The organism is Burkholderia orbicola (genome assembly GCF_900100915.1).
In the GTDB taxonomy this organism is placed as follows: Bacteria; Pseudomonadota; Gammaproteobacteria; order Burkholderiales; family Burkholderiaceae; genus Burkholderia; species Burkholderia orbicola.
Genome location: NZ_FNKW01000002.1, coordinates 499,816 through 525,378, shown reverse-complemented (window position 1 = coordinate 525,378; position 25,563 = coordinate 499,816). Strand labels below are relative to the sequence as shown.

24 protein-coding genes are annotated in these 25,563 nt (G+C 66.9%); 12 read left to right on the top strand and 12 right to left on the bottom strand.

The features are described from left to right. Positions 1-189: 189 nt before the first annotated feature. Together BLS50_RS19245 and BLS50_RS19240 are read left to right on the top strand one after the other, a co-directional pair. Entirely contained in the window at positions 190-1,257 is a 1,068-nt protein-coding gene (locus BLS50_RS19245; RefSeq protein WP_074803493.1) for a squalene/phytoene synthase family protein, read from the top strand. 480 nt (positions 1,258-1,737) lie between these two features. Continuing rightward, positions 1,738-2,958: a porin gene (locus BLS50_RS19240; protein ID WP_011547814.1), complete on the top strand. Its 1,221-nt coding sequence runs from the start codon at positions 1,738-1,740 to the stop codon at positions 2,956-2,958. 102 nt (positions 2,959-3,060) lie between these two features. Here BLS50_RS19240 and BLS50_RS19235 read toward each other — a convergent pair whose 3' ends face one another. The 3 genes from BLS50_RS19235 to pdxR form a co-directional block, all read right to left on the bottom strand. After that, entirely contained in the window at positions 3,061-3,480 is a 420-nt protein-coding gene (locus tag BLS50_RS19235; RefSeq protein WP_074803491.1) for a cupin domain-containing protein, read from the bottom strand. A 10-nt stretch (positions 3,481-3,490) separates the two neighbouring features. Continuing rightward, complete coding sequence (locus BLS50_RS19230) at positions 3,491-3,928, bottom strand: carboxymuconolactone decarboxylase family protein (RefSeq protein WP_006479143.1); 438 nt, start codon at positions 3,926-3,928, stop codon at positions 3,491-3,493. Positions 3,929-4,024: 96 nt separating this feature from the next. Beyond that, complete coding sequence (gene pdxR / locus BLS50_RS19225; protein WP_074803489.1) at positions 4,025-5,509, bottom strand: MocR-like pyridoxine biosynthesis transcription factor PdxR; 1,485 nt, start codon at positions 5,507-5,509, stop codon at positions 4,025-4,027. Between the two features lie 166 nt (positions 5,510-5,675). Here pdxR and BLS50_RS19220 point away from each other — a divergent pair, with 166 nt between their 5' ends. Next, on the top strand, positions 5,676-6,593 hold the full coding sequence (locus tag BLS50_RS19220) for a LysR family transcriptional regulator (protein WP_074803487.1): 918 nt from the start codon (positions 5,676-5,678) through the stop codon (positions 6,591-6,593). A gap of 127 nt (positions 6,594-6,720) precedes the next feature. Continuing rightward, complete coding sequence (locus BLS50_RS19215; protein ID WP_074803484.1) at positions 6,721-7,470, top strand: SDR family oxidoreductase; 750 nt, start codon at positions 6,721-6,723, stop codon at positions 7,468-7,470. Between the two features lie 67 nt (positions 7,471-7,537). Here the strand turns inward: BLS50_RS19215 and BLS50_RS19210 are convergent, their stop codons facing one another. Both BLS50_RS19210 and BLS50_RS19205 read right to left on the bottom strand, forming a co-directional pair. Next, on the bottom strand, positions 7,538-9,175 hold the full coding sequence (locus BLS50_RS19210) for a glycoside hydrolase family 32 protein (protein ID WP_074803482.1): 1,638 nt from the start codon (positions 9,173-9,175) through the stop codon (positions 7,538-7,540). Positions 9,176-9,349: 174 nt separating this feature from the next. Then, positions 9,350-10,933 carry a glycoside hydrolase family 68 protein gene (locus BLS50_RS19205; protein ID WP_011547808.1) on the bottom strand — a complete coding sequence of 528 codons (1,584 nt, stop codon included), beginning with the start codon at positions 10,931-10,933 and terminating at the stop codon, positions 9,350-9,352. A 187-nt stretch (positions 10,934-11,120) separates the two neighbouring features. On the opposite strand from BLS50_RS19205, the gene BLS50_RS19200 reads away from it, so the two are divergent. From BLS50_RS19200 to BLS50_RS19180, 5 genes are all read left to right on the top strand, one after another. Next, positions 11,121-12,149, top strand: a complete 1,029-nt coding sequence (locus tag BLS50_RS19200) for a substrate-binding domain-containing protein (RefSeq protein ID WP_074803481.1) — start codon at positions 11,121-11,123, stop codon at positions 12,147-12,149. 357 nt (positions 12,150-12,506) lie between these two features. After that, positions 12,507-13,193: a type 1 glutamine amidotransferase domain-containing protein gene (locus BLS50_RS19195; protein ID WP_012338251.1), complete on the top strand. Its 687-nt coding sequence runs from the start codon at positions 12,507-12,509 to the stop codon at positions 13,191-13,193. A 141-nt stretch (positions 13,194-13,334) separates the two neighbouring features. Then, on the top strand, positions 13,335-14,444 hold the full coding sequence (locus BLS50_RS19190) for an NADH:flavin oxidoreductase/NADH oxidase (protein ID WP_074803479.1): 1,110 nt from the start codon (positions 13,335-13,337) through the stop codon (positions 14,442-14,444). A 138-nt stretch (positions 14,445-14,582) separates the two neighbouring features. Next, complete coding sequence (locus tag BLS50_RS19185; RefSeq protein WP_027811202.1) at positions 14,583-15,653, top strand: AI-2E family transporter; 1,071 nt, start codon at positions 14,583-14,585, stop codon at positions 15,651-15,653. A gap of 221 nt (positions 15,654-15,874) precedes the next feature. Continuing rightward, entirely contained in the window at positions 15,875-16,249 is a 375-nt protein-coding gene (locus BLS50_RS19180; RefSeq protein ID WP_034174823.1) for a hypothetical protein, read from the top strand. A gap of 39 nt (positions 16,250-16,288) precedes the next feature. On the opposite strand, the gene BLS50_RS19175 is transcribed toward BLS50_RS19180, so the two are convergent. From BLS50_RS19175 to BLS50_RS19165, 3 genes are all read right to left on the bottom strand, one after another. After that, the gene (locus BLS50_RS19175) at positions 16,289-17,083 is read right to left on the bottom strand and encodes an SDR family NAD(P)-dependent oxidoreductase (protein WP_074803477.1); all 795 of its coding nucleotides are present in this window, start codon (positions 17,081-17,083) and stop codon (positions 16,289-16,291) included. A gap of 398 nt (positions 17,084-17,481) precedes the next feature. Beyond that, positions 17,482-18,036, bottom strand: coding sequence for an inclusion body family protein (locus BLS50_RS19170; RefSeq protein WP_074803475.1), 555 nt, complete (start codon positions 18,034-18,036; stop codon positions 17,482-17,484). Between the two features lie 121 nt (positions 18,037-18,157). After that, positions 18,158-18,712: an inclusion body family protein gene (locus tag BLS50_RS19165; protein WP_027805756.1), complete on the bottom strand. Its 555-nt coding sequence runs from the start codon at positions 18,710-18,712 to the stop codon at positions 18,158-18,160. Positions 18,713-19,065: 353 nt separating this feature from the next. On the opposite strand from BLS50_RS19165, the gene BLS50_RS19160 reads away from it, so the two are divergent. Together BLS50_RS19160 and BLS50_RS19155 are read left to right on the top strand one after the other, a co-directional pair. After that, positions 19,066-19,623, top strand: a complete 558-nt coding sequence (locus BLS50_RS19160; RefSeq protein WP_006479130.1) for an inclusion body family protein — start codon at positions 19,066-19,068, stop codon at positions 19,621-19,623. Between the two features lie 259 nt (positions 19,624-19,882). Next, positions 19,883-20,728 carry an AraC family transcriptional regulator gene (locus tag BLS50_RS19155; protein ID WP_074803473.1) on the top strand — a complete coding sequence of 282 codons (846 nt, stop codon included), beginning with the start codon at positions 19,883-19,885 and terminating at the stop codon, positions 20,726-20,728. Between the two features lie 12 nt (positions 20,729-20,740). On the opposite strand, the gene BLS50_RS19150 is transcribed toward BLS50_RS19155, so the two are convergent. From BLS50_RS19150 to nthA, 4 genes are all read right to left on the bottom strand, one after another. Next, positions 20,741-21,328: a LysE family translocator gene (locus BLS50_RS19150; protein ID WP_006485658.1), complete on the bottom strand. Its 588-nt coding sequence runs from the start codon at positions 21,326-21,328 to the stop codon at positions 20,741-20,743. Positions 21,329-21,515: 187 nt separating this feature from the next. Continuing rightward, positions 21,516-22,778 (bottom strand): GTP-binding protein, encoded by a 1,263-nt coding sequence (locus BLS50_RS19145; RefSeq protein ID WP_074803471.1) that lies wholly within the window; start codon positions 22,776-22,778, stop codon positions 21,516-21,518. Further along, the gene (gene nthB / locus BLS50_RS19140; protein ID WP_074803469.1) at positions 22,775-23,428 is read right to left on the bottom strand and encodes a nitrile hydratase subunit beta; all 654 of its coding nucleotides are present in this window, start codon (positions 23,426-23,428) and stop codon (positions 22,775-22,777) included. The genes BLS50_RS19145 and nthB overlap by 4 nt, the downstream gene beginning before the upstream one ends. 44 nt (positions 23,429-23,472) lie before the next feature. After that, positions 23,473-24,072 carry a nitrile hydratase subunit alpha gene (nthA, locus tag BLS50_RS19135; RefSeq protein ID WP_011547797.1) on the bottom strand — a complete coding sequence of 200 codons (600 nt, stop codon included), beginning with the start codon at positions 24,070-24,072 and terminating at the stop codon, positions 23,473-23,475. A 513-nt stretch (positions 24,073-24,585) separates the two neighbouring features. Here nthA and BLS50_RS19130 point away from each other — a divergent pair. Then, positions 24,586-25,482, top strand: coding sequence for a transporter (locus BLS50_RS19130; protein ID WP_074803467.1), 897 nt, complete (start codon positions 24,586-24,588; stop codon positions 25,480-25,482). Positions 25,483-25,563: the final 81 nt, after the last annotated feature.

The following is a 25,563-nucleotide window of genomic DNA, read 5'->3' as shown; positions in this document are numbered from 1 at the left end:
CTGCCGCGCACCGCATTCCGGCCGTCGCAACGAGTTCGTGCGCCGGATGCACTAAACTTGCGGGAATTTTGCATCGCCGCAACGGGGCCGAGGCCCGCCTGGCGCGACGATGCGGCGACTCGCGGGCCGGCGCGGGCGCCCGGCGCCCGTGTGCGTCCGGGGCCCGCGCCGGCCGATTTTTCCCGACCCATGACGACCCATACCGATCCCGCCTATCTGCTCGGCGAGCTGCTGAAGAACGTTTCCCGCTCCTTCTACCTGACGCTGCGCGTGCTGCCCGACGGCATGCGCGACCCGGTCGGCCTCGCGTATCTGCTCGCGCGCGCGGCCGACACGATCGCCGACACGGCGCTCGTCGCGCCCGATCGCCGCGCGGCGCTGCTGACCGACCTGCGCGACGACATCGAACGGCTCGGCGACGGCGCGGCGCTGTCGCGTTCGCTCGAGGACGTGACGCGGATGCAGACCGATTCGCACGAACACCTGCTGCTCGGTTCGATGGAGCCGATGCTCGCGCTGCTGCGCGCGCAGCCCGAGGCCGATCGCGCGTCGATCCGCAAGGTCGTCGCGACGCTCACCGCGGGGATGGAGTTCGACCTGCGCACGTTTCCGCACGAGCAGTCGGGGCAGGTCGCATCGCTGCCCACGCGCGACATGCTCGACCGCTACACGTACCTGGTCGCGGGCTGCGTCGGCGAATTCTGGACCGACATGACGGGCGCGCACACGCGCGCCGCGCGCGGCTGGGATCTGCCGGACATGCGCGAGAAGGGAATCCGTTTCGGCAAGGCGCTGCAGATGACCAACATCCTGCGCGACTGCGCGAAGGACCTGCGCATCGGCCGCTGCTACCTGCCCGACGACGTGCTGGGCGCACACGGGCTCGTGGTGGCCGACCTGATGCAGCCGGAAGCATCGGAACGTGCGCGCGGCGTACTGGTCGACCTGCTGCGCGTCGCGCTCGACCAGTATCGCGACGCCTGCCTGTATACGCTCGCGATTCCGCGTCGTTTCGTGCGGCTGCGGCTCGCCTGCCTGTGGCCGATCATGATCGGCCTCGAAACGCTCGAACTGCTGGCCGGCCACGCGGCGTGGCTCGACCCGGCGAAGCCGGCCAAGGTGCCGAGAAAGCGCGTCTACCGGATCATGGCCGCGTCGCTCGCGCTGGTCGGTTCGAACACGGCGGTCCGTTCGCGTCTGACCGCGCTCGCCGATGCGGTGACCGCGCGGCTCGCGCGCCCCGCGACGCAGCACTGAAGATCGCCGGCGCGGCAGGCACCGGCATCGCCTTCCGGCCCGCGTTCGTCGGGCCGTTCCCGTCCGGCCTCCGGCACGCCGACTAAAAACGTTTTCATGATTTCGTGTCTCGAAATGTGGGTGTCACGAACGTGGGCGATCCTGCGCGGCGGCGTGAATCGCGGCGTCAGCTTCGATCGCGCATTTGTAAGATCTTTTGTCGCCGAAGGCGTCTGACGACATCGGACGGACGTGTTGCACCCGTAAAAATGTAAAGCTAGGGTTTTCACCGGCAAATGCCGGAAACGCCCGCCGCACAAGCTTTTCGGGCTGTCATGTAACCGTTTGGTGAACCCGTGCGTTGCGTCGATCATACGATGACCGACTGCACATGTTGGGAAACAATTGGTAATCCGTCAGAATCGCGTCGGCATGTACTCGCACATGTGTCGGTCATAAAACCACACCAGAAAAGAAACATTCTTTGAGGACGGAGAATCAATGAAAAAGCGCGTCGCTTTCGCCATGACGGCAGTCGGTCTCGCAGCCGCTACCGCCGCCCACGCCCAGAGCAGCGTGACCCTGTACGGTATCGTCGACAACGGTATCGCTTGGCAGAACAACTCGTCGGCAGTCGGCGCAACCTCGGGTGGTCACTCGAAGGTGCAGATGTCCACCGGCGTGTGGGCAGGCAGCCGCTTCGGCCTGAAGGGCAGCGAAGATCTCGGCGGCGGCACGAAGGCGATTTTCCAGTTGGAAGCCGGCGTCAACACGGCTAACGGCTCGTCGCAGTGGACCAACGGCATCTTCACGCGTCAGGCATGGGTTGGCCTGACCAACGCCACGTACGGTACGCTGACGGCCGGCCGCCAGTACACCGCGTACTACACGCTGCTGTCGCCGTACAGCCCGACGACCTGGCTGACCGGTTACTACGGCGCGCACCCGGGCGATATCGATTCGCTGGATACCAGCTACCGCGCGAACAACTCGCTCGTCTACATGTCGCCGAAGTTCTACGGCTTCACGGTCGGCGGTTCGTACTCGTTCGGCGGCGTCGCAGGCGCGACGAACCGCGGCTCGACGTGGAGCGCGGCGATCCAGTACCTGAACGGCCCGGCAGGCATCGCGGTCGGCTATCAGAAGGTCAACAACTCGACGCTCGGCGGCGGCGTGTGGGGCGCGAACTCGACGGTCCAGAACGGCCTGACGGCAGCGGGCGACGGCAACCAGCCGGCAGTCTCGTCGATCAACAACGGCTACGCGACCGCGCAATCGCAGCAGCGTATCGCCGTGACGGCGGGCTACCAGTTCACGCCGGCATGGGATATTTCGGCGTCGTACTCGAACGTCCAGTACACGCCGGGCACGGGTTCGTTCTTCCGGAACAAGGCAATCTTCAACACGGCTGGCGCCGTGCTGCACTGGAAGGCAGCTGCTCAGTGGGACTTCGCGGCAGGCTACTCGTACACGGCCGCAACGCAGTCGAACGGCATCACGAGCTCGGCCAAGTACCACCAGGTCACGCTGTCGCAGTACTACAGCCTGTCGAAGCGCACGGGCCTGTACGCGGTTGAGGCTTACCAGCACGCAAGCGGCAACACGCTGAACGGCCGCGGCAACGCAATCATCTCGGCGACCACGTCGATCGGTGACGGCGTGGGCGCAGGTTCGAAGCAGAACCAGATCGGCGTCGGCGTCGGCATGATCCACCGCTTCTGATGTCGCGCGGCGCGCGAGCGCCGCTCACGGCATGCGGTATGAAAACCGGCCTTCGGGCCGGTTTTTTCGTTTACGTCGCGAGTCGATGCGCGATCCGTCGGATCACTGATCGATCGGCGACTTCAGCGGCTGATGCTCGCCCGTCAGCCCGAACACCACGAGCTGCGCGGGCTCGGTCGCGCTCGCGTTGCGCGACACCTGATGGCGCGAGCCGGGCGGCTCGTACCAGCCTTCGCCAGCGCGATAGCGGCGCAGCGGGCCGCCGTTCACCTGCGACAGCACTTCGCCTTTCGACACGACGGCGAACACCGAGCCGAGGTGCTTGTGCGCTTCGGACGCCTGACCGGGCGCATAGTCGACCGTCGCGACGATGGCGAGCTTGCCTGGCGCTTCGGGCACGGCCTGCTGCATGATCGCGTGCACGTTGTCGCCGGCGTTGTGCGCATGGGCGGCGGCCGGCAGCGCCGCGGCGAGCATGAGCCCGGCGCACAGCGCGACGCGAGGGAGCGGGGAACGGATCATCGTCGCCGCCTCACTCGGGCATCTTGCGGAACGCGATCGCGAAGCGGTTCCACGAGTTGATCGTCGCGATCAGCATCGACAGGTCGAACAGCTCCTCGTCGGTGAAATGCGGCTTCACGGCTTCCCAGACGGCGTCGGGCACGTGGTTGCTGGCCACCAGCGTCAGTGCCTCGGTCCATTCCAGCGCCGCGCGTTCGCGCTCGGTGAAGAACGGCGTTTCGCGCCACGTGACGACGGTCGCGAGACGGCGGTCGGTTTCGCCGCCCTTGCGCGCGTCGGTCGTGTGCATGTCGACGCAGAACGCGCAGCCGTTGATCTGCGACGCGCGCAGGCGGACGAGTTCGGCGAGCGGCTTCTCGATCGAGCTCTTCGCGAGGAATTCCTCGGCGTTGCGCATCACCTTGATCGCATTCGGGCTGGCGGCATAGAAGTTCAGGCGCGGTTGCATGGCAGGTCCTTTTCGGTGGGGTAGCGCCGGGGTGGCGCGACAGGACCTACTTTACGAGTCGTACTGGCCTGCTTGAATAGCCAGTTCCACGGAAATTCAGGTAACCAGTGGCGACCCAGCCGCCGTGCCGGCATCCAGCAATCCCGCCAGCTTCGCGAGCGCCGTGTCGATGCGCAGCGCGTCGATCCCGCCATAGCCGAACAGCAGCCCGGCGCGCACCGGCACGCCCACGTGGAACGCGGAGATCCCGTACAGGCCGATGTCCTGCGCCCGCGCGGCGCGGACCAGCGCCGCTTCGTCGAGCCCCGGCTTCAGGTGCGCGGCGAGATGGATGCCGGCGGTCGGCACGATCGCGTCGAACCACGGCGCGAGTGCGCCGCGCAGGTGCGCGATCAGCATCTTGCGGCGCGCGTCGTAGTGCTTCTGCACGCGTTTCAGGTGCCGCGCGAAATCGCCTTCGTGCATGAAGCGCGCGAGCGCCGCCTGCGTCAGCGTGCAGGTGTGCCAGTCGACGATCTGCTTCGCCTTGGCCAGCGCGCCGCGCAGCGCGCGCGGCGGAATCGCGTAGCCGATCCGCAGTTCGGGAAAGATCGTCTTCGAGAACGTGCCGACGTACGCGACGAGGTCCGTGCGGTCGAGGCTCTTCAGCGATTCGACCGGCCGGCCCTCGAAGCGGAATTCGCCGTCGTAGTCGTCCTCGATGATCAGCGCGCGGCGGCGCTGCGCCCATTCGAGCAGCGCGACGCGGCGCTCGAGCGTCATCGGCATGCCGAGCGGGAACTGATGCGACGGCGTCACGTAGACGAGCCGGGCGTCGTCCGGCAGCCGTTCCGTGACGAGTCCCTGCGCGTCGACCGGCACGCCGATCACCGTCGCGCCGAGCGACGCGAACGCGGCGCGCGCGGGTGGATAGCCGGGGTCCTCGACCGCGACGACGTCGCCCGGCCGCACGACGACGCGCGCGAGCAGGTCGAGCGCCTGCTGCGCGCCTTGCGTGACGAGCACGTCGTCCCAGCTGCAGGCGACCGCGCGGCTGAATCCCGCGTAGCGCGCGATCGCGCCGCGCAACTGCGGATCGCCGGCCGGATCGTGGTACTGGCCGGGGCCGCGCGCCTGCTGGCGCAGCGCGTGATGCAGGCAGCGCCGCCATGCGTCGAACGGGAACAGCGTCTTGTCGGTCACGCCGCCGCGGAAGTCGAAGCCGGGCGAATCCTGCGGCGCGGGCATCGCGAGCGCGTCGGGCAGGTCGTTCCACAGCGCGCGCGCATCGACCGCATCGATGCGCGGCCGCTCGTCGACGATCGACGACGCCGACGTCACCGCGGCGTGCGGCACGCGCGCGAGGCCGTCGGCGACGAACGTGCCGTCGCCGGCGCGCGTAGTCAGGTAGCCCTCGGCCACCAGGCGCTCGAACGCGTCGAGCGTCGTCTTGCGCGACACGCCGAGTTGTTTCGCGAGATCGCGCGTCGACGGCAGCCGCGCGCCGCCTTCGAGACGCCCGTCGACGATCGCGGTGCGCAGTTGCCGGAAGATTTGCCCCGTCAGGTCGTGACGGCCTTCGATGCGGATCGCGATGTCCATCGCAGTGGTTACCTCGATTCGTGTAATTTCGCCTCGATCAGCATACCGGAACTCGACCGCGCCGGCGGCGGTTCGGGGGCTCGCAGCCGCGGCCGCCATCGCGCGATTGGACCGCCGTGCGCTGCTGCCTTACGATCCACCACAAACCTCACCGCGGAGCGACCTCATGCTGTCCGAAGACGAACTGGCGCTGCTCGACGCGATCCGCGCCACCGGCAGCCTGTCGCGTGCCGCCGCGCGGCTCGGCAAGGCGCCGTCGACGGTGTCGCATGCGGCGCGCCAGCTCGAAACGCGGTTCGACGCGCTGCTGTTCGACCGGCGCGGCTACCGGCTGCAGCTCACGCCGGCCGGGCAATTGCTGACCGACGAGGCGGCGCGGCTGGCGCTCGACGTCGCCCGGCTGACGCAGCGCGTACGGCAGGTCGCGAGCGGCTGGGAGGACCGGCTGTGGATCGTCAGCGACGAGGTGCTGGAGTTCGATACGCTCCTGCCGGTGGTCCGCGCCTTCGACGCGCTCGATTCGGGCGTGTCGCTGCGCTTCACGCACGAGGTGCTCGGCGGGACCTGGGAAGCGTTGCGCGACGGCCGCGCGGATCTGGTCGTCGGGGCGACCAACGAGCCGCCGGCGATGCCGGGCCTCAAGTGGTTCGAGCTCGGCGCGATGGAGTGGGTGTTCGCGGTGTCGCCGCGCCATCCGCTGGCAGCCGCGAGCGGGGTGCTGACGCGCGACGCGATCGGTGCGTACCGCTCGGTCGTCGTCGCCGATTCGTCACGGCGGGCGGCCGGCCGCGCGTATGGCCTGCTCGGCGGGCAGGCCGTGCTCGCGGTGCCGTCGATGCGCGCGAAGATCCTCGCGCAGCGCGATGCGCTCGGCGTCGGCTGGGTGCCGCGCCGGCGCGTCGCGTCGCTGCTCGCGCGCGGCGAACTGGTCGAGAAGCCGACGGCCGATCCGCGCGAGCCGAATCTGCTGTACGTCGCGTGGCACGGCGATCGTGACGGCCGCGCGCTGCAATGGTGGCTCGAGCAACTGCGCGAGCCGCGACTCGCGCAGCGGCTGCTCGACGGGATCGATGTGATCGGCTGAGCGCGCTCCCGCCAACATGTTCGACGTTTTCGAACATGTTCGTCGTGCCCGTCGCACGGCAAGGCCGCGCGCCGCGCGCATCCTGTGTTCACGGTCAACTCACCGGTTCACATCACAGGAGAACATCATGCAACGCTTCGAAGGAAAGACGGTCCTCGTCACGGGCGGCAACAGCGGCATCGGCCTGGCGGCCGCCCGCGCATTCGCGGCCGAAGGCGCGCGGGTCATCATCACCGGGCGCGACGCCGACACGCTGGAAGCCGCCCGTCAAACGCTCGGCGAAAGGGCGCTCGCGATTCGCAACGAAGCCGGCAGCGTCGCGTCGGCTCGCGCGCTGGCCGACGCGCTCGCCGCCGCCGGCGTGCGGCTCGACGCCGTATTCGTCAACGCGGGCGTCGCGAAACTCGCGCCGTTCGCCGACAGCGACGAAGCGATGTGGGATCTCGTGTTCAACACCAACGTGAAGGGCGCGTATTTCCAGATCCAGTCGCTCGTGCCGCTGCTGAACCGCGGCGCATCGATCGTGATCAACGGCTCGATCAACGCGCATATCGGGATGCCCGGCTCGTCGGTGTACGCGGCGAGCAAGGCGGCCGTCAATTCGTTCGCGAAGACGCTGTCGACGGAACTGCTGCCGCATGGCGTGCGCGTGAACGTGGTGAGCCCGGGGCCCGTGCAGACGCCGCTGTACGGCAAGCTCGGGCTCGACGCGGCGACGCTCGACGCGACGGCCGACAAGATCAAGGGCCTCGTGCCGATCGGCCGGTTCGGCACGCCGGACGAAATCGCGTCGACGGTGCTGCACCTGAGCGCGCCGGAATCCGCGTTCATCGTCGGCGCGGAAATCATCGCGTCGGGCGGGATGGGGTTGCTCTAAGGGGCGCGGCGGGCGGGGCCCGTAACCGGCGATGCGATGCCGGGCGAGCGGGCCCCGTCACCTGCACCTATCGCGGTGCACAAGCGCCGCGCGTGTCGTCGCCGGTTTTCAACTGCGTCACCGTCAACCCCGCGAACGTCGCGCGGCCTTGCTCGGCGAACACGGCCACGCGATCCGCGTCGAGCGGCGGAAAGATCAGGTCGGTCAGCGCGACACGGCCACGGTTCGCGAACACTTCGACCGAGCCGCGATCGACGACGATTTCGAGCCGCAGTTGCCCGTGTTCGAGCGGCAGATCGACGATGTGCTCGCGGCTGAACGTGCCGGCGAAATTCGCTTCGCCGGATTGCGAGCGGTCGAGCGTCAGCGTGCGCTTTGCCGTGTCGTACACGATCCGGGTGCCGATCGAGCCGTCGGCCGAGCGCCGGACGATCAGGCCCGCGCGCGCGGCACGCTGCGGCGAGATCGTCACCGTGATGCGCTGGACGACGCCGCGCGTCGCCGCCGACAGCGCGCGGGTGGCGGAGTCGACCGTCAGGTCGCCTTCATGCACGGCGGGCCGGCCGTCGGCCCATGCGTCGAAGGCGGCGGCCGGCGCGACGATGAGGGTCGGCTCGCCGTCGATCGTCTTCAGCGCCAGTTCGCGCGGCAGCGTGGTCGCGCCGCGCCATGGGGTGGTCGGCACCTTGGCCGCGTAATCCCAGTTGCTCATCCATGCGATCGCGACCGGCCGGGCGCCGGGTGCGCCGGAGAACGTGCCGGCCGCGTAAAAATCGGCGCCGTGATCGACCCAGCGGAATTGCGCGGGGTCCGAACCGGCTGGCGCGACGCGGTCCGGCGTAAACATGCGGCCGTCGAAGTTGCCGACGAAGTACATCGCGCCGGAACCGCCGGCGATCGACCACGGATTCACGTTGACGATCATCACCCACTTGATGCGGCGGGGATCGCCGTCGAGCGGTAACGGTACGAGGTCCGGCATTTCCCACAGCGCGCCCGCATGCGGCACGTCAGGCAGCGTGAAGTCGCTCAGGAACGACCAGTGGATCAGGTCGTCGGAACGATAGAGCTTCACGACGTGCGCATCGGCGACGACCGTCGTCATCAACCAGTAGCCGCCCGCCGCATACCACGACACTTTCGGGTCACGAAATTCCTTCGATTCCGGATCGAGCGTCAGCACCGGGTTGTGCGCATACGGCTGCCAGGTCGTGCCCTGATCGAGGCTGTACGCGAGCGATTGCGCCTGGATGCCGGGTGCGTGACCCGAGCCGGGCTTGTAGACGCTCGTATAAAGCGCGACGAGCGGCGTGTGGCCCGGCGTGCCGAGGCCGGACGTGTTCAGGGTGTCGGCGACGATCGAGCCCGAGAAGATTTCCTCGGTGGCGTTCGCGCGCATCGCGACCGGCTGCTCGCGCCAGTGAACGAGATCGGTGCTGGTCGCGTGCCCCCACGACATGTTGCCCCAGTCGTTGCCGAGCGGGTTGTACTGATAGAACAGGTGATAGCGGCCGTTCGCGTAGACGAGCCCGTTCGGATCGTTCATCCAGTTGCGTTGCGGCGTGTAGTGGAGGGCGGGCCGCCATTGCGGCGTGCCGTTGTCGGGCGGCGCGTGGCACGGCGCGGCGACGGCCTGCGTGCAGGCCAGGCAGGCGAACAGCAGCCGGACGAGCCGGACGAAAAAGCGGAAAGACGTCGAATTCATGCGGGACCAGGCGCTTCGTCGGGCGAAGCGGGAAAGGGCTCAGGCCGTTTGCAACGACGGCCTGCGCAACGGTCAAAGGAAAGTCGAAAGAAAAAGAGGAGGCGCACACGCGACACGCGCGATACGCACCTCCTGAACCTCGTGCCTTTATCGACGATGGTTATTCGGGGTTTCCTAGTTGCCTTGGCCGTTGCCGTCGTTGTGGCCGGCCCCCGTCGCCGGCAGGTTCGCCGGGATGTCGCCGTAGCCGCCGAGGCCGCCGCGTCCATACGTGCGGTCGACCGCGGTCGACGTGCCGTTGATGTTCACTTTCACCGTGGGCGCGAGCGTGCCGCCGCGGCGCGGGCCGATCGCATCGATGAACGACTCGACGAGCCCGCCCGGCATCACGTAGTGCGAATACGACTGGAATTCGCGCGGGTTCTGGTTCGGGTCCTGCGAGTACGGTGCGCCGGCCGGTGCGGAGAAGTCGGTCGGGTTGCCGAGCACGAGGCCGCTGCCGCCGTTCAGCGGCAGGAAATCGCTGCGGATGCCGTTGCCGACGAAGCCGTACACGCCGTCCGGGCCGTCGACGCCGGCCGCCATCGTCGTGCGGTGGCTGATCGTGAACAGGTAGTACTTGCCGTCCTTCAGGTAGATCTGCGGGCGCTCGGTCTGGTCGTCGACGCAGTTCGCCGACAGGATCGGCGGCAGGAACTTCCACGCGGTCAGTTGCGGGTTCGTCGCGACCGCCAGGCCGACGTTGGCCTTTTGATACACTGCGCCCGAATTCATCACCGCGTTGAGATCTTCGCGGTTCGGATCGTTCGGCGCGTAGCCGAGATCGGCCTCGGTGCAGGTGCGCGAGCCGCGCGGGCCGCCGGTGTTGCCCTCGAACACCATGTAGGTCTTGCCCGGATGCGCGGGATCGGTGAACACGAACGGATCGCGGAACGAGAAGTAGGTGTTCTGCTGGCCGGTCTGGTAGTAGTTGCCGTCCGGCTGCAGCAGCGCCTTGTGATCGTCGAAGCCGGTGAACCACACGTGCTTGTCGTCGGCGTGGATGTTGCCGTCGGCGCGTGTGATGATCGCCTGCGGCGGCGTGATGTCGGCGCCGCCGGGCGCCGAGCGGTTGAACGACGTCGCGGTGTAGTAGAGGCTGACGTTGCTGCCGTTCGTCAGGCGCGCGGAGCCCGACCATTCGGCGTTGTTGGTCATCGGCGCGGTGCCGAACACCCGGGCGCTCGCGCCGTCCGGGAACAGGTGGCCGCCCCAGGTCCAGCCGCCGTTCGCGGGGCGCTGCGATGCGGGGATGCCGGCGCGGCGATAGAAGAAGCCGATGCGGGCGTGGACGTGACGGTCGTCGAACGTGTAGCCCGCGTGCGGATCGGCGGTGAGCGAGAAGATCACCTCCCAGCCCTTGTAGCTGAGCTGGTTCGCGCGCAGGTCGGCCAGCGGCCACGTGTCCCACACCCACACGTTCGAGTTGATCAGCGGGAAATCCTGCGGGATGTCCGGCATCGTCAGCGCTTGCGGCAGCGAATTCTTGTCGGCGCCCGCGGTGTGCGATTGCGCGACGATCTGGCGGATGTCCGCCCGCGTCCAGCGCATCGTGAAGTTGCCTTCGGGATCGTAGGCTTGCTGGGTATGGGGCGTGGGCACGGGCGCGCCCGTGCCGCTGGACTGCGCGTGCGCGACGGACGCGAAGGCGGCGAGTGCGCCGCCAGCGAGCAGCAAACGTTTGGCCGCGACCGGACGGAAAAGGGGAAAGTATGTCATCTCGTCGTTGTTTCCTGGAAAGGTGAAAGTGAACGGCTGAGTGGGCATCGATGTCCAAACCGGTTTGGATGCTATTTCAAACCGGTTTGGAACGCAAAAGATATTTATTTGACGGTAATCGTTACCAATTGGAAATAATTACCCGGTCGGCGCGTCCCGGTCTTCGGGCAACTGGGCGGATCGGCGAATGCGAGGAGTGACGGTGAAGGTGAATCTGAAGGCGCTGTCGGACGCGCTCGGCCTGTCGCGGACGACGGTCAGCCGCGCGTTGAACGGTTACGACGACGTGAGCGAGGCGACGCGCGAGCGCGTGGCGAAGGCCGCGCGGGAAATGGGGTACGTGGCCGATCCGACTGCGCGCCGGCTGGCGACCGGACGGGCCGACATGATCGGCATCGTGTATCCGTTCGGCGCCGGCGATCTCGGCGATCCGCGGTTCGCCGAGGTCGTCGCGGGCATCACCGAGCGGCTCGCCGAGCGCAATCTCGATTTCATCATCGCGTCCGCGCGACCGAACGCGGAACTGGACACCTATCGGCGGATCGTCGACGGCAAGCTCGTCGACGGGTTGATCGTCGCGCGCACGCGGGTCGACGATCCGCGGATCGCGTACCTGCAAGCGAGCGCGTTTCCGTATGTCGCGTACGGCCGCACGCAGGCCGCTGGCCCGTACGCGTGGTTCGACTTCGACAACGAGGCGGGCGCGCGCGACGCGGTGCGCCGGCTGATCGGCTTCGGGCATCGGCGCATCGCGATGATCAGCGCGCCGCTGGCGCTGAATTTCGCCGCGCAGCGGCGTGCCGGTTATCTGTCGGCCTTGCGCGAAGCCGGTATCGACGCCGATCCGGCGCTGCTCGTGGAATGCCCGTTCACGCCCGACGGCGGGCGGCAGGCGGCGCGGGCGTTGCTCGCGCTCGCCGAGCCGCCGACCGCGCTGCTGGTCGACAACAACATCGCGGGCAGCGGCGCGTTTCGCGTGCTGGTCGACAACGGGCTGCGCCTGGGGACGGACCTGTCGCTGATCGTCTATGACGGCGTGCCGCCCGATATCGCGCACCCGTATCGCGTCACGGCCGTCGTGCAGCCGACCGGACATGCGTCGGGGCGTGCGCTCGCGGAACTGATGCTTCGGCTGCTGGACGACGGCGTGTGCGATCAACGGCTCGAAGCGCCGGCAATCGAGGCGGGCGATACGGACGGTCCGTTGCGCGGGTAGCCCGCACACCGGCGACGAGGCGACGGCGGGCGGGCAAGCGACGGCGGCCGTTGCCGAACGGCGCCTCCCGTCGCAAAGGCCATGACGAAGGCAGGGGCGAATACGTGTTCTTCTAGACGACCGGTCTAATCCGGGGCTATCATCCGTGCTTGTGAATGCGGCGACGCCTCAGGCAGATTCAAGCAGCGAGATGTCGTCGTTTTATTTCGGCCGCTTCTAGACGACTGGTCTAATAGGCATATATCGCATGCGGATGAATGAATCGCACGTTGCCGCGCGCCGGCGGACTAACCGACAGGCGTGCCGCGCCGACGTGCGGCCCCGTTCCCCCGTTCATTTTCGAAGGAGTGTCCGATCATGAAGATCCTGGTTGTCCTGACCTCGCACGACACGCTCGGCGACACCGGCAAGAAAACCGGCTTCTGGCTCGAGGAACTGGCCGCGCCGTACTACACGTTCAAGGATGCGGGCATCGAACTGACGCTCGCGTCGCCGAAGGGCGGCCAGCCGCCGCTCGATCCGAAGAGCAGTGACCCGACGGCCCAGACCGACGCGACGCGCCGTTTCGACGCCGATGCCGCGGCCAAGGCCGAACTCGCGTCGACGCGCAAGCTCGCCGATGTGTCGGCGGACGACTACGACGCGGTGTTCTACCCGGGCGGCCATGGCCCGCTGTGGGATCTCGCCGAGGATCTGCATTCGATCGGCCTGATCGAGCGCGCGCTCGCGGCCGGCAAGCCGGTCGCGGCGGTGTGCCACGCGCCGGGCGTGCTGCGCCACGTGAAGAACCCGCAGACCGGCGAGTCGGTCGTGCGCGGCAAGCGCGCGACGGGGTTCACCAACAGCGAGGAAGCGGCCGTCGAGCTGACCGAAGTCGTGCCGTTCCTCGTCGAGGACATGCTGAAGACCAACGGCGCGGAATTCGAGCGCAGCGCCGACTGGGCGCCGCATGTCGTCACCGACGGGCTGCTGATCACCGGGCAGAACCCCGCGTCGTCGGCGCCCGCGGCCGAGGCGCTGCTCGCGAAGCTCGGCCACCGCTGAAAGCATGGCGCCGGCCCGGCCGGCGCCGCGTCCTTGCCGTCGCCGGGCGCAGCCGGCCCGCCGATGGCCCGCATCGCTGCGTCGTGCGCACCGCATGGCGCATTTCCAGCCGTTTTGCAGAACCAAGCAAAGGAGTCGTGGATGTCTGCCCTGTTCGAACCGTTCAAACTCAAGGATGTCACGCTGCGCAACCGCATCGCGGTGCCGCCGATGTGCCAGTACGTCGCCGAAGACGGCGTCGTCAACGACTGGCATCACGTGCATCTGGCCGGTATCGCGCGCGGCGGCGCGGGCCTCGTGATCGCCGAGGCGACGGCCGTGTCGCCGGAAGGCCGCATCACGCCGGGCTGCGCCGGGTTGTGGAACGACGCGCAGGCCGAGGCGTTCGCGCCGTCGGTCGCGGCGATCAAGGCGGCCGGCGCGGTGCCCGGCATCCAGCTCGCGCACGCGGGCCGCAAGGCGAGTGCGAATCGCCCGTGGGAAGGCGACGACCATATCGCTGACGGCGATCCGCGCGGCTGGCAGACCATCGCGCCGTCGGCCGTGCCGTTCGGCGCGCACCTGCCGAAGGTGCCGCGTGAGATGACGCACGACGACATCGCCCGCGTGCAGGCCGACTTCGTCGCATCGGCGCAGCGTGCGCGCGACCTCGGTTTCGAATGGCTGGAACTGCACTTCGCGCACGGCTATCTCGGCCAGAGCTTCTTCTCGGTGCATTCGAACCAGCGCACCGATGAATACGGCGGTTCGGCCGACAACCGCGGCCGCTTCCTCGTCGATACGCTCGCGGCCGTCCGCAAGGTCTGGCCCGAACATCTGCCGCTGACCGCACGCCTCGGCGTGATCGAATACGACGGCCGCGACGAAGAGACGCTCGCCGAGTCGATCGCGCTCACGCAGCGGATGAAGCGGGAAGGGCTCGACATGCTGAGCGTGTCGGTCGGCTTCTCGACGCCCACCGCGCAGATTCCGTGGGGCCCGGCGTTCCTCGCGCCGATCGCCGAGCGCGTGCGCCGCGAGGCCGGGCTGCCGGTATCGTCCGCGTGGGGGATCGATACGCCGCAACTGGCGAACCGCGTGGTCGAGCAAGCGCAGCTCGATCTCGTGATGATCGGCCGCGCGCACCTGGCCGATCCGCACTGGCCGTATTACGCGGCCAGGCAGCTCGGCGTCGAGCGTCCGTCGTGGACGCTGCCCGCGCCGTACGCGCACTGGCTCGAGCGCTACCGGGTCGCCGACAAGGTGGCGTAAGCGGGGCGCGTCGACGCAGCGCCGCGACGGTGCGCGCATCCCGCGTGCCGCCGATCCGGCGCCGATGGATAGAATGGCGGTTCGTCCAGGCCGGTTGCCTGGGCGGACCGCCATTTTTTTCATTTCGACAGAGGTGCCATGGGCGCACATGTCCCGTCGTCTCACGATTCCGCCGCGCGGCCGCGCGTCCAGCAGATCGCCCGCGTCGCGCTGTATGCGGCGCTGCTGTTGCTCGCGCTGTGGGTGATCCGCGACTTCATTCCCGCCATCGCCTGGGCCTGCGTGATCGCCATCGCGATGTGGCCGCTGCTGAAACGCTTCGAATCGCACCGGCTGTTCCGCAGCAGGCCGACGCTGATCGCGACCGTCATCACGGCGGCGATTTCGCTGCTCGTCGTGCTGCCGGTGGCCGTCGCGACGACCCAGGCGTTCGCGCAGGCGCATGACCTGCGCGAATGGCTGCGCACGATCCAGGACAACGGCATTCCGCTGCCGGACGTGGTCAGCCGGTTGCCGTACGGCGCGGCGCAGATCACCGAATGGTGGCAGGCCAATCTCGGCCATCCGCTGCATGCGGCCACCGCGATGCACGGCGTCAACGGCGAGAAATTCATCGCGTTCGGCCGGCAATTCGGCACGAAGCTCGCGCACGTGCTGCTCGAATTCGGTTTCATGCTCGTCACGCTGTTCGTGATCCTGCGTGCCGGCCACAAGCTGTCGGGTGCGTTGTTGCAGGGCGCGCGGCGCGCGTTCGGGCGCAACGGCGCAGAACTGATCGAGCGGATGGTCGCGGCCGTGTACGGCACGGTGACGGGGCTCGTCGTCGTCGGGCTCGGCGAGGGCGCGCTGCTCGGCGTCGCCTACGCGCTCGCGGGCGTTCCACATGCGGCGCTGCTCGGCCTCGTCACGGCGGTCGCCGCGATGCTGCCGTTCTGCGCGCCGGTCGTGTTCTGCGGCGCGGCGCTCTGGCTGTTCGTGCAGGGGGCGACCATGTGGGCCGTCGTGGTCGCGGCGCTCGGGTTCATCGTCGTGTTCGTCGCCGAGCATTTCGTGCGGCCGGTGCTGATCGGCGGTTCGACACGGCTGCCGTTCCTGCTCGTGCTGTTCGGCATCCTCGGCGGCGCCGAGACGTTCGGCCTGATTGGGCTGTTCGTCGGCCCGGCGCTGATGACGGTGCTCACGATGCTGTGGGCCGAATGGATCGCTTGAGCGCGCATGCCGCTGCACCGGTTCGACGTCGCGCTGCAACGGCGCGGCGGGCCGCGCATGCGAAGGCCGGCTGCAACGATCGCTGACGATTCGGCTGGTGCGGATGCGTGCAAACGCAGGGATTCGGATGAAGATCTCTACATTTCTTTTCGATCCGGACCCAAAGGTCGAGTAGCATGGGGCTTTCGATCACGCCGGTAGGCGCAGCAGATTTCCCGAGCATGCGATTGATTCCGATGGCCCGTCCCGCAGCGACGCTGTCCCTGGCCGCCAGCTGCCTGATGTTGCACGGCTGTGCGTGGTTCGACTCGTGGCTGCCGTTTTCGTATTCGCGCACGCCGCTGGCACGGGCCGCGTCGCGGCACGGCGCGACGCGCGCCGACGTCGTCCGCGCCGCCGGCAACCCGCGCAGCGTCTGGATGGTCCGCAACGGCAGCGGCGTCTGCTACAACTACTTCATCGAGCACGGCAACGATCATCGTGCTTTCTTCGTCGTGTTCGACAAGGCCGGCGTCGTCACGCAGCACGGCTTCGATTCGTGCATGGACGCCGACCGCAAGGGCACACTCCAGCAGGGCAAGAGCGCGTCGCGATAGGGCGAGAGCCACGCGCCGCGCGAGCGCGTCATACTGCCGTCACGCTATCGTGTCGACCACACCGCCGTCGACGCGCAACGCCGCGCCGGTCGTGGCCGATGCCTGCGGCGAGCACACGTACACGACCAGGTTCGCGACTTCCTCCGTCGTCGCCGGCCGCTGGATGATCGAGCTGGCGCGCTCGCTGCGCACGAATTCCACTGCAATGTCGTCGATGCTGCGGCCCGTTTCGTCGGCCTGCGCCTTCAGCATCTCGCGCACGCCTTCCGACATCGTCGGCCCCGGCAGCACCGAATTGACGGTCACGCGGGTGCCGGCCGCGAGCTTCGCGAGGCCGCGCGCGATCGACAACTGCGCGGTTTTCGTGAACCCGTAATGAATCATGTCGACGGGGATGTTCAGGCCCGATTCCGACGAAATGAACACGATGCGCCCGGCATTGCGTTCGATCATCCCTTTCAGGTAATGCCGTGCGAGCCGCACGCCGGACATCACGTTGATCTGGAAATAATGTTCCCATTCGGCGTCGTCGATGTCGAAGAACGCCTTCAGGCCGTAGATGCCCGCGTTGTTGACGAGAATGTCGGCATTCGGCGTGTGCTGCGTGACGCGCGAGACGCCGGCCGCGTCGGACAGGTCAGCGGCGACGCCGTCGAAGCTTGCGCTGGGCACGGTGTCGCGCAGTTTCTCGAGCGCGGATTGCACCGACGGGTCGCTGCGGCCGTTGACGACGACGTGCGCGCCGGCGCGCGCGAGCCCTTCGGCGATCGCGAGCCCGATGCCGGCGGTGGAAGCGGTGACGACCGCGGTCTTGCCTTTCAGATCGATCTGCATGAGCGTGACGGGGAGGAGTGAACGAGGGCCGCCGCGCGTGCCGCGGCGGACGGAATTCAAAGCTTAGGCAAATTTCGCTCAATAGGCCATGTCGCGCGCGCGTCGGCGGCGGTCACGCGGAAATACCGGGGGGCGAAGTGAAGGGCTGCCGGGTATTGCGGACGCGCGAGATTCCTGTCGGTTCGGGGCATCCGGGGGCGAGATTGGTATCCCGCGCGTGCTTCACCCGCCGGATACCGAACCGATGACGTATTCGCCGGCTGCGATGGCAACCCGTCGATATCCGGGCAGCCAGGATCGGCGCAACAACCGATCCTGGCGGATACCGTGCATGCCGCTGGCCTTCTCGCGACCCACGCTCGCAGAACGGGCGAACCGTCAACGATGAAACGCGAAGATCACGAACACGTGACGAACCAGTCCCACCAGTAGTATCCCAACAACTCCTGGGTACTTCGTTCCAGCGTATAGAGCCCGAAGCAGGCGCCAAGCGTTTCGATCCCGCTCTCTCTCGCCTTGGCGCCGATGCTGACGAACGTTTGCGGCTGCGTCAGCGGCGGCAGGCCGTCGCGCATTTCGGGGTTCAGTTGCACGGCGTTCACGTCGAGAAAGTCCTGCGAAAACGGATTGAAGACTTGCTGGCCGAACAGGTGCGAAACCTGATAAATCAGCACCGCGTCTTCCGCGTTTTCATAGAGGGAGATCGCTCGGAGTGAAACCGTGTCGCCGGGATACAGCGTCAGAACGGGGTCCGCCGGGCCATTTCCGATCGACGCGCCGCGCGCGCCGGTGTAAAGCAGGCGCACGGCGCGATGATCGACGGCGATCGGTAACTCGGGCTGCTTGCTCGGATGCGGGTACCTCAGCTTGATATATTCCGTGTCGATGACGGCGAGGATGTCGATTTGCTGCGCGGTCGTGTCGCGAGTGAGGCTTCCAAGATCGGCTGTCATACGGGTGCTCCATTCTGGTTTTATCGCGGAAAAGGGCGGCGCCCGGTGGGACGCCGCGTGAAACCTGCCGGCTTGAATCGCTCCCGTGCGGCTTCGGAGCGAGGGGGGCGGGGCGCTCGCTTCAAGCAGCGGAGGCTTGCCAGACCCAGAAGAAGTAGCCGAACAAGGATTTCCTGTTTTGGCTCCGCGTATAAAGCGCAAAACTCGTCCCGAGGTTCTCGACTCCGAAGGATTTTGCTACGGCGTCGAACCGTTGAAAGACTTGGGATTGCGCCGAGATCGCGATGAGGTCGGGCGTCTCGGCCGCACTGGGCGCGGCAGCCTGTTCGATGGTATGCGCGGCGAACTGACTGAAGACCTCCGCGCCCGAGTAGTGCCGGACGTTGTAAATCAACGCAGAGTCGTCCGAATTGTCGGACAGCGACGTGCTCATCAGCGATACCTTGTCGCCAACCTGCAATTTCAAGCCCAGGCTACCGGTGCCTTCCGAGCTGCTCACGCCGGGCAAGCGGCTGTTGAGCATGAACACGGCGTTGCTGCTGATGGCCGTCGGGCGGTTCGCGTTCTGGCTCGGATTGGGATAGGTTGTCTTTAAATAATGCGCGTCGATAACCGCAAGGATATGAATGAATTGAGCGGTTTGTTCCAGATCGATGCTATTAAGGTCGACTTTCATTTAAGTGCCTCCATGACAGGCTAATTGCCCGTTCGGTGCGCGTGGCGCATCGGCGATGCGCTTCGTCAGTATTAGCTATTTATATTCGTTTTAGTACCTGTCAGGTTTGATGGGGGATTTATTTTGGTGAGAATTGGTTTTTGAGATCGGGGGGGGCGCGTAATCGACTGTAATTGATTTTTATGGATTTTCCGGGGCTGAATTGCAGGTTTTTGTATGCGAGGTCAAACGCTCGTCACCGCGTAATCGGCTGTAATTGATTTTGGTAAGCGAATGAATTGATATTGTCCTTGACGCGCTAATGACGTGTCGTCGGACTCAAATTCATAACGCTTAGTGAATGGAGATTAACCATGGCTTCCGAAATCACGCTTGCATCAAGCGCGCAGGACATCAATATCATCGCGGTGATCGATACGGAATGGGTCAAGAAGACGTATCCGAACCCGAGCCAGAATCAGGCCGCGCCGACGGGCATCGCCCACAATGGCCAGTTCCTGATCTGCACCGGTGCGCGTGGCGTCAAGGGGCAGGGTACGGCCGACCTGGAAATCACCGCCTACCCGGGTGACCGTGTCCAGTTCACCGGCGTGTCGATCTACGACAACTCCGACGATGCCGTGATCATCTACAACATCCCGCGCTATCAAGGCGACGAGGTATTCAACCCGTTCGTCTGCAACACGGTCGTCCGCAACGGCGCGGTGGAACCCAACCCGGATTCGGGGACCCGCAATGGCCTCCCGCCGCTGAAGAAACAGCTCACGTTCGCGACCTTCGACTCGTCGGTCCGGCGAAGCGGGACGGAATATTTCGGCGTGTGCTTCGCGCTTTACAAGCTCGTCGGCGGGCAGAACCAGGAACTGTTCGGCTACTACTGGTGGGACCCGAAGATCATCGTTCCGGCCTGACCCGCTGCTGTCGGCTTCAGCGCCCGAGCACGCGGAAACGCGAGCAAGCAGGTGCCAGGGGCAGGACGCGCGCCGTTTCAGCGTAAGCGGGCATCCTCGGCCGCTCGTGTCGGGAGGTCGGCGCGCTCAGGATCGTGCCCACGATCATTTTCGTGGGTACGACCATTCAACCGGGCGTCGACGCCGGGCGAGCGCGGTTGCGCGGCGCCACACAGTCTTGTACGGTGAGCGTTCCTCGTTCGAACCCGGAGCCCGCCGCGTGAGCCGTACCGCCAACCGATCCGCCGTACCGTCGCCGTTCTGGCGCGATACCGCGCTGCCGTTCATCGAGGCGCGCACCGTCGACGACGGGCGCGCGATCTGCTACGCGAAGCACACGCACGACACGTTTTCGGTGGGCGCGATCGTCGGCGGCACGAGCACGTACGTGAACGGCGCGACGAACGCGCACGTCGGGCGCGGCGTGCTGGTGATCATCGACCCGGAGCAGGTGCACGCATGCAATCCGTACGGCCCTGATGCGTGGGCGTACCGGATGGTCTATGTCGACGTGCCGTGGCTCGCGCGGCTGCAACATTCGCTGGGCCGCGATCCGAACCGCGATTTTCACGGGTTTTCGCCGAAGTTGACCGAGCGCGGCGATCTGTTCGCGCGATTTGGCGGCTTCTACCGCACGCTGGTGTCGCCCGGCATCGATGCGCTCGGCAAGGAGAGCGCGGCGGTCGAATTCTTCACCGCGTTGCACGGCGCGCTCGACCGCGAACTGCCCGACCCGCGGCCGGGCGACGACAACGCGAAGCTCACGCGCGCAGCCGACTACATCGCCGCCCATTGCCGCGAGGCCGTCACGCTCGATGCGATCTGCGCGGCGGCCGACCTGTCGCCGTCGTACCTGATCCGCGCATTCAATGCGCGTTACGGGATGACGCCGCATGCATTCCTGATCGATCGGCGCGTGCAGTACGGCCGCACCGAATTGCGGCGTGGCAGGCCGATCGCCGAAGTCGCGCTCGACGCCGGGTTTGCGGACCAGGCGCATTTCCAGCGCGCGTTCCGGCGGATCGCGGCCGCGACGCCCGGGCAGTACCGCAGCGCGATGCGCTGACCGCCACGGCGGCTACACGTCGAGCAGAAACAGCGCGCTGCCCGCGAGCAGCAGCGCCATCAGCCGGTTGAACACGCGCATGCGCCGCGCGTTCGCGAGCCGGTGCCGCAGCGACGCGCCCGCATAGCCCCAGCATGCGATCGACGCGAAGCAGATCACCAGATACAGCGCGGCGAACTGCCAGACCTGCGCGCGATCGCCATCGGCCGCATACGCGCCCATCGCGGCCACGCACGCGAGCCACGCCTTCGGATTGAGCCACTGCATCGCCGCGCCGGACGCCGCCGACGGGCCGGCCACGTGGGGATCGGCCGACAGCCGGCCGTCGTCGAGCGCGAGCCGCAGCGCCATATACAGCAGGAACGCGATCCCCGACCACTGCGTGGCCGTCGTCAGCACGGGCCAGCGCGCGAGCGCCGCGTGCAGGCCGAGGCCGATCAGCAGGAACAGCGCGACGAAGCCGAGCGTCGCGCCCGCCGCGTAGCGCAGGCTCGCGCCGAGGCCGTGGCGGGCGCCCGCGCTGAGCGCGACGATGTTGACGGGACCGGGGGTGATCGACGAGGCGAGCGCGAACGCGGCCATCGAAACCAGCATGCTCATCAGGTGTCTCCATGCGACGTGTCGAAAGTCGCATCGAGACTACGGGCGCGGCGCCGGCCCGTATTGAAGAAAACTGCCCTCGGCGGCGCGGTCGGGATTCACGTCACGCTGAATCCGGCGCAGCGCTCACGGGCCGACCGAAAGCGACAGGACGCAGGCGTGGCCGCCGAAGCCATCGAGTCTCATTTCACGGATGGGCGGGCGTCGCGAGCGCGTCGAACGCATCGGCTTCCGGAAGCTGGCGCCACGACTCCGGGCCTGCGTCGATTTCTTCGACCGTCAGCAGGCACGCATCGAGTTCGCGACGCAACCGGACGTGATCGATCGACTGCCCGATGAACACGATTTCCTGCCGGCAATCGCCCGTCGGTTCTTCCCATTGCTTCAGCACACCCTCGCGACGATAGTCGTCGTGCGGCCAGTCCGACTGCGGGGTAAACCGCCACCATCGGCCCACGTAGCCCCACTGGAACGTGTCGCCGGCCTGCACGAGCATGGCGGTCTCCGCATATCGGTGCGCGGCCCACACATATCCCTTGCAGCGAAGCAGTCGGCCGTTGGTCCAGGGGCGCCGCAGCCAAGCGAGCACGCGCGCAGGATGAAACGGCGCACGTTCGCGATAGACCCACGACGCGATGCCGTATGTATCCGATTCCGGCGGTCGTTCGTCGGCCTGCATGCGTTGCATCCATCCCGGCGATTCGACGAGCGCCGGCAGATCGAAGCGCCGCGTATCGAGGACGTCCGACGGATCGACCTTGCCGTGCTGCATCGGCAGGATTCGCGCTGATGGATTCAGTGAGGCCAGAATGGCGCGCAGCCGCTCGAAACCCGCGTGGCCGATCCGGTCGAGTCGGCTCACGAGGATCACGTTCGCATATTCGACTTGTTCGATCAGCAGGTCCGACAGCGTGCGCGGCGGACCGGCATCGCTGCCGTTCGCGAGCGGGGCGTCGCGCGTGACCGGTTCGGCCGACGCGATCATGTCCTCGAACGTCTCGCCGTTGACCACCGTGACGAGCGTGTCCAGCCGCGCGAGTTCGCTGAGGCTGAAACCGTCCCGGTCGAGAAACGCGAACGTCTCCGCGACCGGCATCGGTTCCGAGATGCCCGTCGACTCGATCAGCAGATAATCGAAGCGATGCTGCCGCGCGAGCGTGCTGATCTGCTCGAGCAGATCGGCGCGCAGCGTGCAGCAGATGCAACCGTTGGTCATTTCGACCAGTTCGTCCTCGCCGCGATGCAGCTCGACGTTGCGTCGCACGTCGTCGGCGTCGACGTTGACCTCGCTCATGTCGTTGACGATCACGGCGACCTTCAGGCCGGCGCGATTGCGCAGGATGTGGTTCAGCAACGTCGTCTTTCCGGCGCCGAGGAAGCCGGACAGCACGGTGACCGGAATCCTCGGCGGCGGGGCGGCCGGCACGTGTCGATTGGCCGGCGTCGTCATGTGCTCTGCCCGGATGCGCGATCCAGGTAGCCTTCGAACAGGTCGACCACGACATAACCGTCGTCGGCGGCGTCGCCCCACAGATCCTTCACGCGGAACTCCACATGATAGGTCGGCTGATGCGCGGCGCCGGCGTCGCCGTGGCCGATCGCGTCCGGGAACGGCCACGATTCGGTCGTCCGGTGCAACACGACGCCTGCCTTGCCGCGAACGTAACCCGGCGCGCGGATGTGTCCGCTGACGTATTCGTCGCGAACGACGACGCGATCGCCGACCTCGAACCGCGTCGACTCGGCCGGGGCCGCCCGGCCGGCGGAGCGCGGCGGGTTCGCGAGCCGGAAAGGCGAACCGAGCGCGCGGTCGAGTTCATCCTGCGTGAGCACGCCGGTTTCGACGAGCAAGGTCGCAGTCGCGATCACGTAGCGCTCGTAGTAGCGCGTGCCGACGTGCTGGCGCACGTCGATGCGTTCGACTGCGTGACGTACCTCGTCGACGCTGAATTTTTTCAGTTGGTCCACCCCGACGAACATCAGGCTGTACGCGAGATGTTCCCAGTCTTCCTTGAAGACCGGTTTGTAGCCGAGACTGTTGATCGTATGCGGCACGGGGCCGAAACCCTGGAAGCCGCCGAGGTCGTGAAAGCCGTCCATATGTGATCTCCGAGAGGAAGGTCGAGAGCGAAACGTGGTGCGAGTCAGTGCGCGCGCGGCAGCGCAACGCCGATCAGCACGTCCTTCGTGACGAGCGCGCGCAATTGTTCCTCGGTCATGTGCTCGCTGCCGGCCGGCCGCACGGGCAGCACGAGATAGCGGCTTTCGGCGGTCGTATCCCAGACCTTCACGACGACGTCGTCGGGCAGGTCGGTGCCGAGTTCCCGCAGCACCGTGCGCCCTTCGCGAACGAGCCGCGCACGATATTCGAAGCCCTTGTACCACTCGGGCGGCAGCCCGAGCACCGGCCAGTTCGTGCATGAGCACAGGCTGCAGACGATCACGTTCTTCAGCGTCGGGGTGTCCTCGAGCGCGACGATGTATTCGCCCTGCGGGCCGGTGTAGCCGAACTGCGCGCAGGCGGCCGTGCCGTCCTTCAGCAGAAGTTCGCGAAATGCCGGGTCGACCCACGCACGCGCGACGATGCGCGCGCCGTTGGCCGGGTCCCAGGTCGTGGACATCAGCTCGGTCAGCGTGTCGATATAGCCGTCGGGAATCAGGTTCTTCTCCTTCATCACGCGAAACAGCGCCCAGGCGCGTTCGCCGGGCGTCGAGACGGTTTCCTCGGAAGGAATCGTGTTCATCGTGGGGCTCCTTGTCGTGGTTCGGGTCGACCGCCGCCACGGCGTGGCGACTGCCGTGGCGGGGGGGCGGGCGTGCCGTGTCGATCACGCTCGACGAGCAGGGTAAGAAGAGAAAAAGCGCGGTTCTTTGCCGGCACGGATCGGAAACTGTGCCGAGACGGCCCCGGTGCGCGGCAGGCGCCGATGCGCACCCGGAGGCACGGCGATGCGCGGCATCGACAGCGCGTCCGGCATGAAACGGCGGCCGCCCGCGCACGTCGTTCGACCGCTGCGGGGCGCTGGCAGCGGAGGTCCGCCACAGCCAATTTCTTGTTCCGCCGGAAAACAGAAATGCGGATTTTGCCTTTCTATTCTCATCCTCAAGCGACGGCCGTCCGGTATCGCGAATCGTCGGCGCTCTCCGAGTACCGGCGGAATAACAGTCAGTCAGCACCCCGCGATTCCACCGTCCGGCAACGGTTCCCGTTCGTCGTACGTCGAGCGTCGCGGTGTCTGCGCATCCAGGTGAGGAGCATGATGGACAACGTCAACAGAATGAAACTGAAGCGGATCGCGCGCTGGATCGGCCTGTCGCTGATGGTCGTCGCATCGCATTACGCGGGCGCGGTCGAGGTCGATCCCGGCGACTACGAGCAGTATCCGGTCGGCGCGACGATCGGCGTGCTGTACTACAACTATTCGGCGACGAACGCGTACTACGCGAATGGCCACCAGACGTCGGATTTCGACCTGCAGTCCAATGTCGGCATCGCCCGCCTGCTGCATGTGTTCCAGCTCACCGACCGGCTCACGATCGATCCGCAGGTGCTGCTGCCGTTCGGTCACATCAGCAGCTTCGGCAACGCGGGCGCGCTTGGCAGTACGAACGGTGTCGGCGACGTGATCCTGACCGCGCCGTTGAAATTCCGTCTGAATGAAGCGAAGGACGTCGTTGCCGCGACGGTCTACGTTTACGCGCCGACAGGGAGTTACGACCAGAACCGCGGCCTCAATCTTGGCGCCAACCGCTGGTCGCTCGATTTCCAGGCAGCCTACGTCAAGCACTTTTCACCGCAGTGGGCACTCGATCTCGTCGGCGACGCGATCTGGTACGGCAACAACACGTCGTACGGCGCGAGCGGTGCGACGCTGCATCAGCGGATGAGCTACAGCGCCCAGGCGATGGTGCGTTACATGCCCGATCCGGGCACGTCGCTCGGCATCGGCATCACCCAGCTCTGGGGCGGTGAAACGAGCGTCGACGGCGCGGACAACAACGACGCGCTGCGCACCACGCGCCTGCGGATCACCGCGGCGAAGTTCGTGACGAAGGCCGACCAGGTGCAAATCCAGCTCGGCACCGACCTGAGCGTGCGCAACGGTCCGAAGAACAGCGTGCTCGCCGGCCTGCGTTACGCACACATCTTCTGACGACCCGTATGCACCAGGGTACGGCCGGTGCATGCCGCTCCGTGTCCCCCAACGTCGAACCCTCGACACCCGATTCCCTTT

What these genes read in the sequence shown, in the direction of transcription:
- BLS50_RS19145 (WP_074803471.1), bottom strand. Translation starts at nt 22,778, where the DNA reads ATGACGACGCCGGCCAATCGACACGTGCCGGCCGCCCCGCCGCCGAGG.
- BLS50_RS19175 (WP_074803477.1), bottom strand. Translation starts at nt 17,083, where the DNA reads ATGCAGATCGATCTGAAAGGCAAGACCGCGGTCGTCACCGCTTCCACC.
- BLS50_RS19185 (WP_027811202.1), top strand. Translation starts at nt 14,583, where the DNA reads ATGGGCGCACATGTCCCGTCGTCTCACGATTCCGCCGCGCGGCCGCGC.
- BLS50_RS19215 (WP_074803484.1), top strand. Translation starts at nt 6,721, where the DNA reads ATGCAACGCTTCGAAGGAAAGACGGTCCTCGTCACGGGCGGCAACAGC.
- BLS50_RS19170 (WP_074803475.1), bottom strand. Translation starts at nt 18,036, where the DNA reads ATGACAGCCGATCTTGGAAGCCTCACTCGCGACACGACCGCGCAGCAA.
- BLS50_RS19235 (WP_074803491.1), bottom strand. Translation starts at nt 3,480, where the DNA reads ATGATCCGTTCCCCGCTCCCTCGCGTCGCGCTGTGCGCCGGGCTCATG.
- BLS50_RS19190 (WP_074803479.1), top strand. Translation starts at nt 13,335, where the DNA reads ATGTCTGCCCTGTTCGAACCGTTCAAACTCAAGGATGTCACGCTGCGC.
- BLS50_RS19165 (WP_027805756.1), bottom strand. Translation starts at nt 18,712, where the DNA reads ATGAAAGTCGACCTTAATAGCATCGATCTGGAACAAACCGCTCAATTC.
- BLS50_RS19160 (WP_006479130.1), top strand. Translation starts at nt 19,066, where the DNA reads ATGGCTTCCGAAATCACGCTTGCATCAAGCGCGCAGGACATCAATATC.
- BLS50_RS19130 (WP_074803467.1), top strand. Translation starts at nt 24,586, where the DNA reads ATGATGGACAACGTCAACAGAATGAAACTGAAGCGGATCGCGCGCTGG.
- nthB (WP_074803469.1), bottom strand. Translation starts at nt 23,428, where the DNA reads ATGGACGGCTTTCACGACCTCGGCGGCTTCCAGGGTTTCGGCCCCGTG.
- BLS50_RS19230 (WP_006479143.1), bottom strand. Translation starts at nt 3,928, where the DNA reads ATGCAACCGCGCCTGAACTTCTATGCCGCCAGCCCGAATGCGATCAAG.
- BLS50_RS19245 (WP_074803493.1), top strand. Translation starts at nt 190, where the DNA reads ATGACGACCCATACCGATCCCGCCTATCTGCTCGGCGAGCTGCTGAAG.
- BLS50_RS19200 (WP_074803481.1), top strand. Translation starts at nt 11,121, where the DNA reads ATGCGAGGAGTGACGGTGAAGGTGAATCTGAAGGCGCTGTCGGACGCG.
- BLS50_RS19210 (WP_074803482.1), bottom strand. Translation starts at nt 9,175, where the DNA reads ATGAATTCGACGTCTTTCCGCTTTTTCGTCCGGCTCGTCCGGCTGCTG.
- BLS50_RS19205 (WP_011547808.1), bottom strand. Translation starts at nt 10,933, where the DNA reads ATGACATACTTTCCCCTTTTCCGTCCGGTCGCGGCCAAACGTTTGCTG.
- BLS50_RS19180 (WP_034174823.1), top strand. Translation starts at nt 15,875, where the DNA reads ATGCGATTGATTCCGATGGCCCGTCCCGCAGCGACGCTGTCCCTGGCC.
- nthA (WP_011547797.1), bottom strand. Translation starts at nt 24,072, where the DNA reads ATGAACACGATTCCTTCCGAGGAAACCGTCTCGACGCCCGGCGAACGC.
- pdxR (WP_074803489.1), bottom strand. Translation starts at nt 5,509, where the DNA reads ATGGACATCGCGATCCGCATCGAAGGCCGTCACGACCTGACGGGGCAA.
- BLS50_RS19150 (WP_006485658.1), bottom strand. Translation starts at nt 21,328, where the DNA reads ATGAGCATGCTGGTTTCGATGGCCGCGTTCGCGCTCGCCTCGTCGATC.
- BLS50_RS19220 (WP_074803487.1), top strand. Translation starts at nt 5,676, where the DNA reads ATGCTGTCCGAAGACGAACTGGCGCTGCTCGACGCGATCCGCGCCACC.
- BLS50_RS19240 (WP_011547814.1), top strand. Translation starts at nt 1,738, where the DNA reads ATGAAAAAGCGCGTCGCTTTCGCCATGACGGCAGTCGGTCTCGCAGCC.
- BLS50_RS19195 (WP_012338251.1), top strand. Translation starts at nt 12,507, where the DNA reads ATGAAGATCCTGGTTGTCCTGACCTCGCACGACACGCTCGGCGACACC.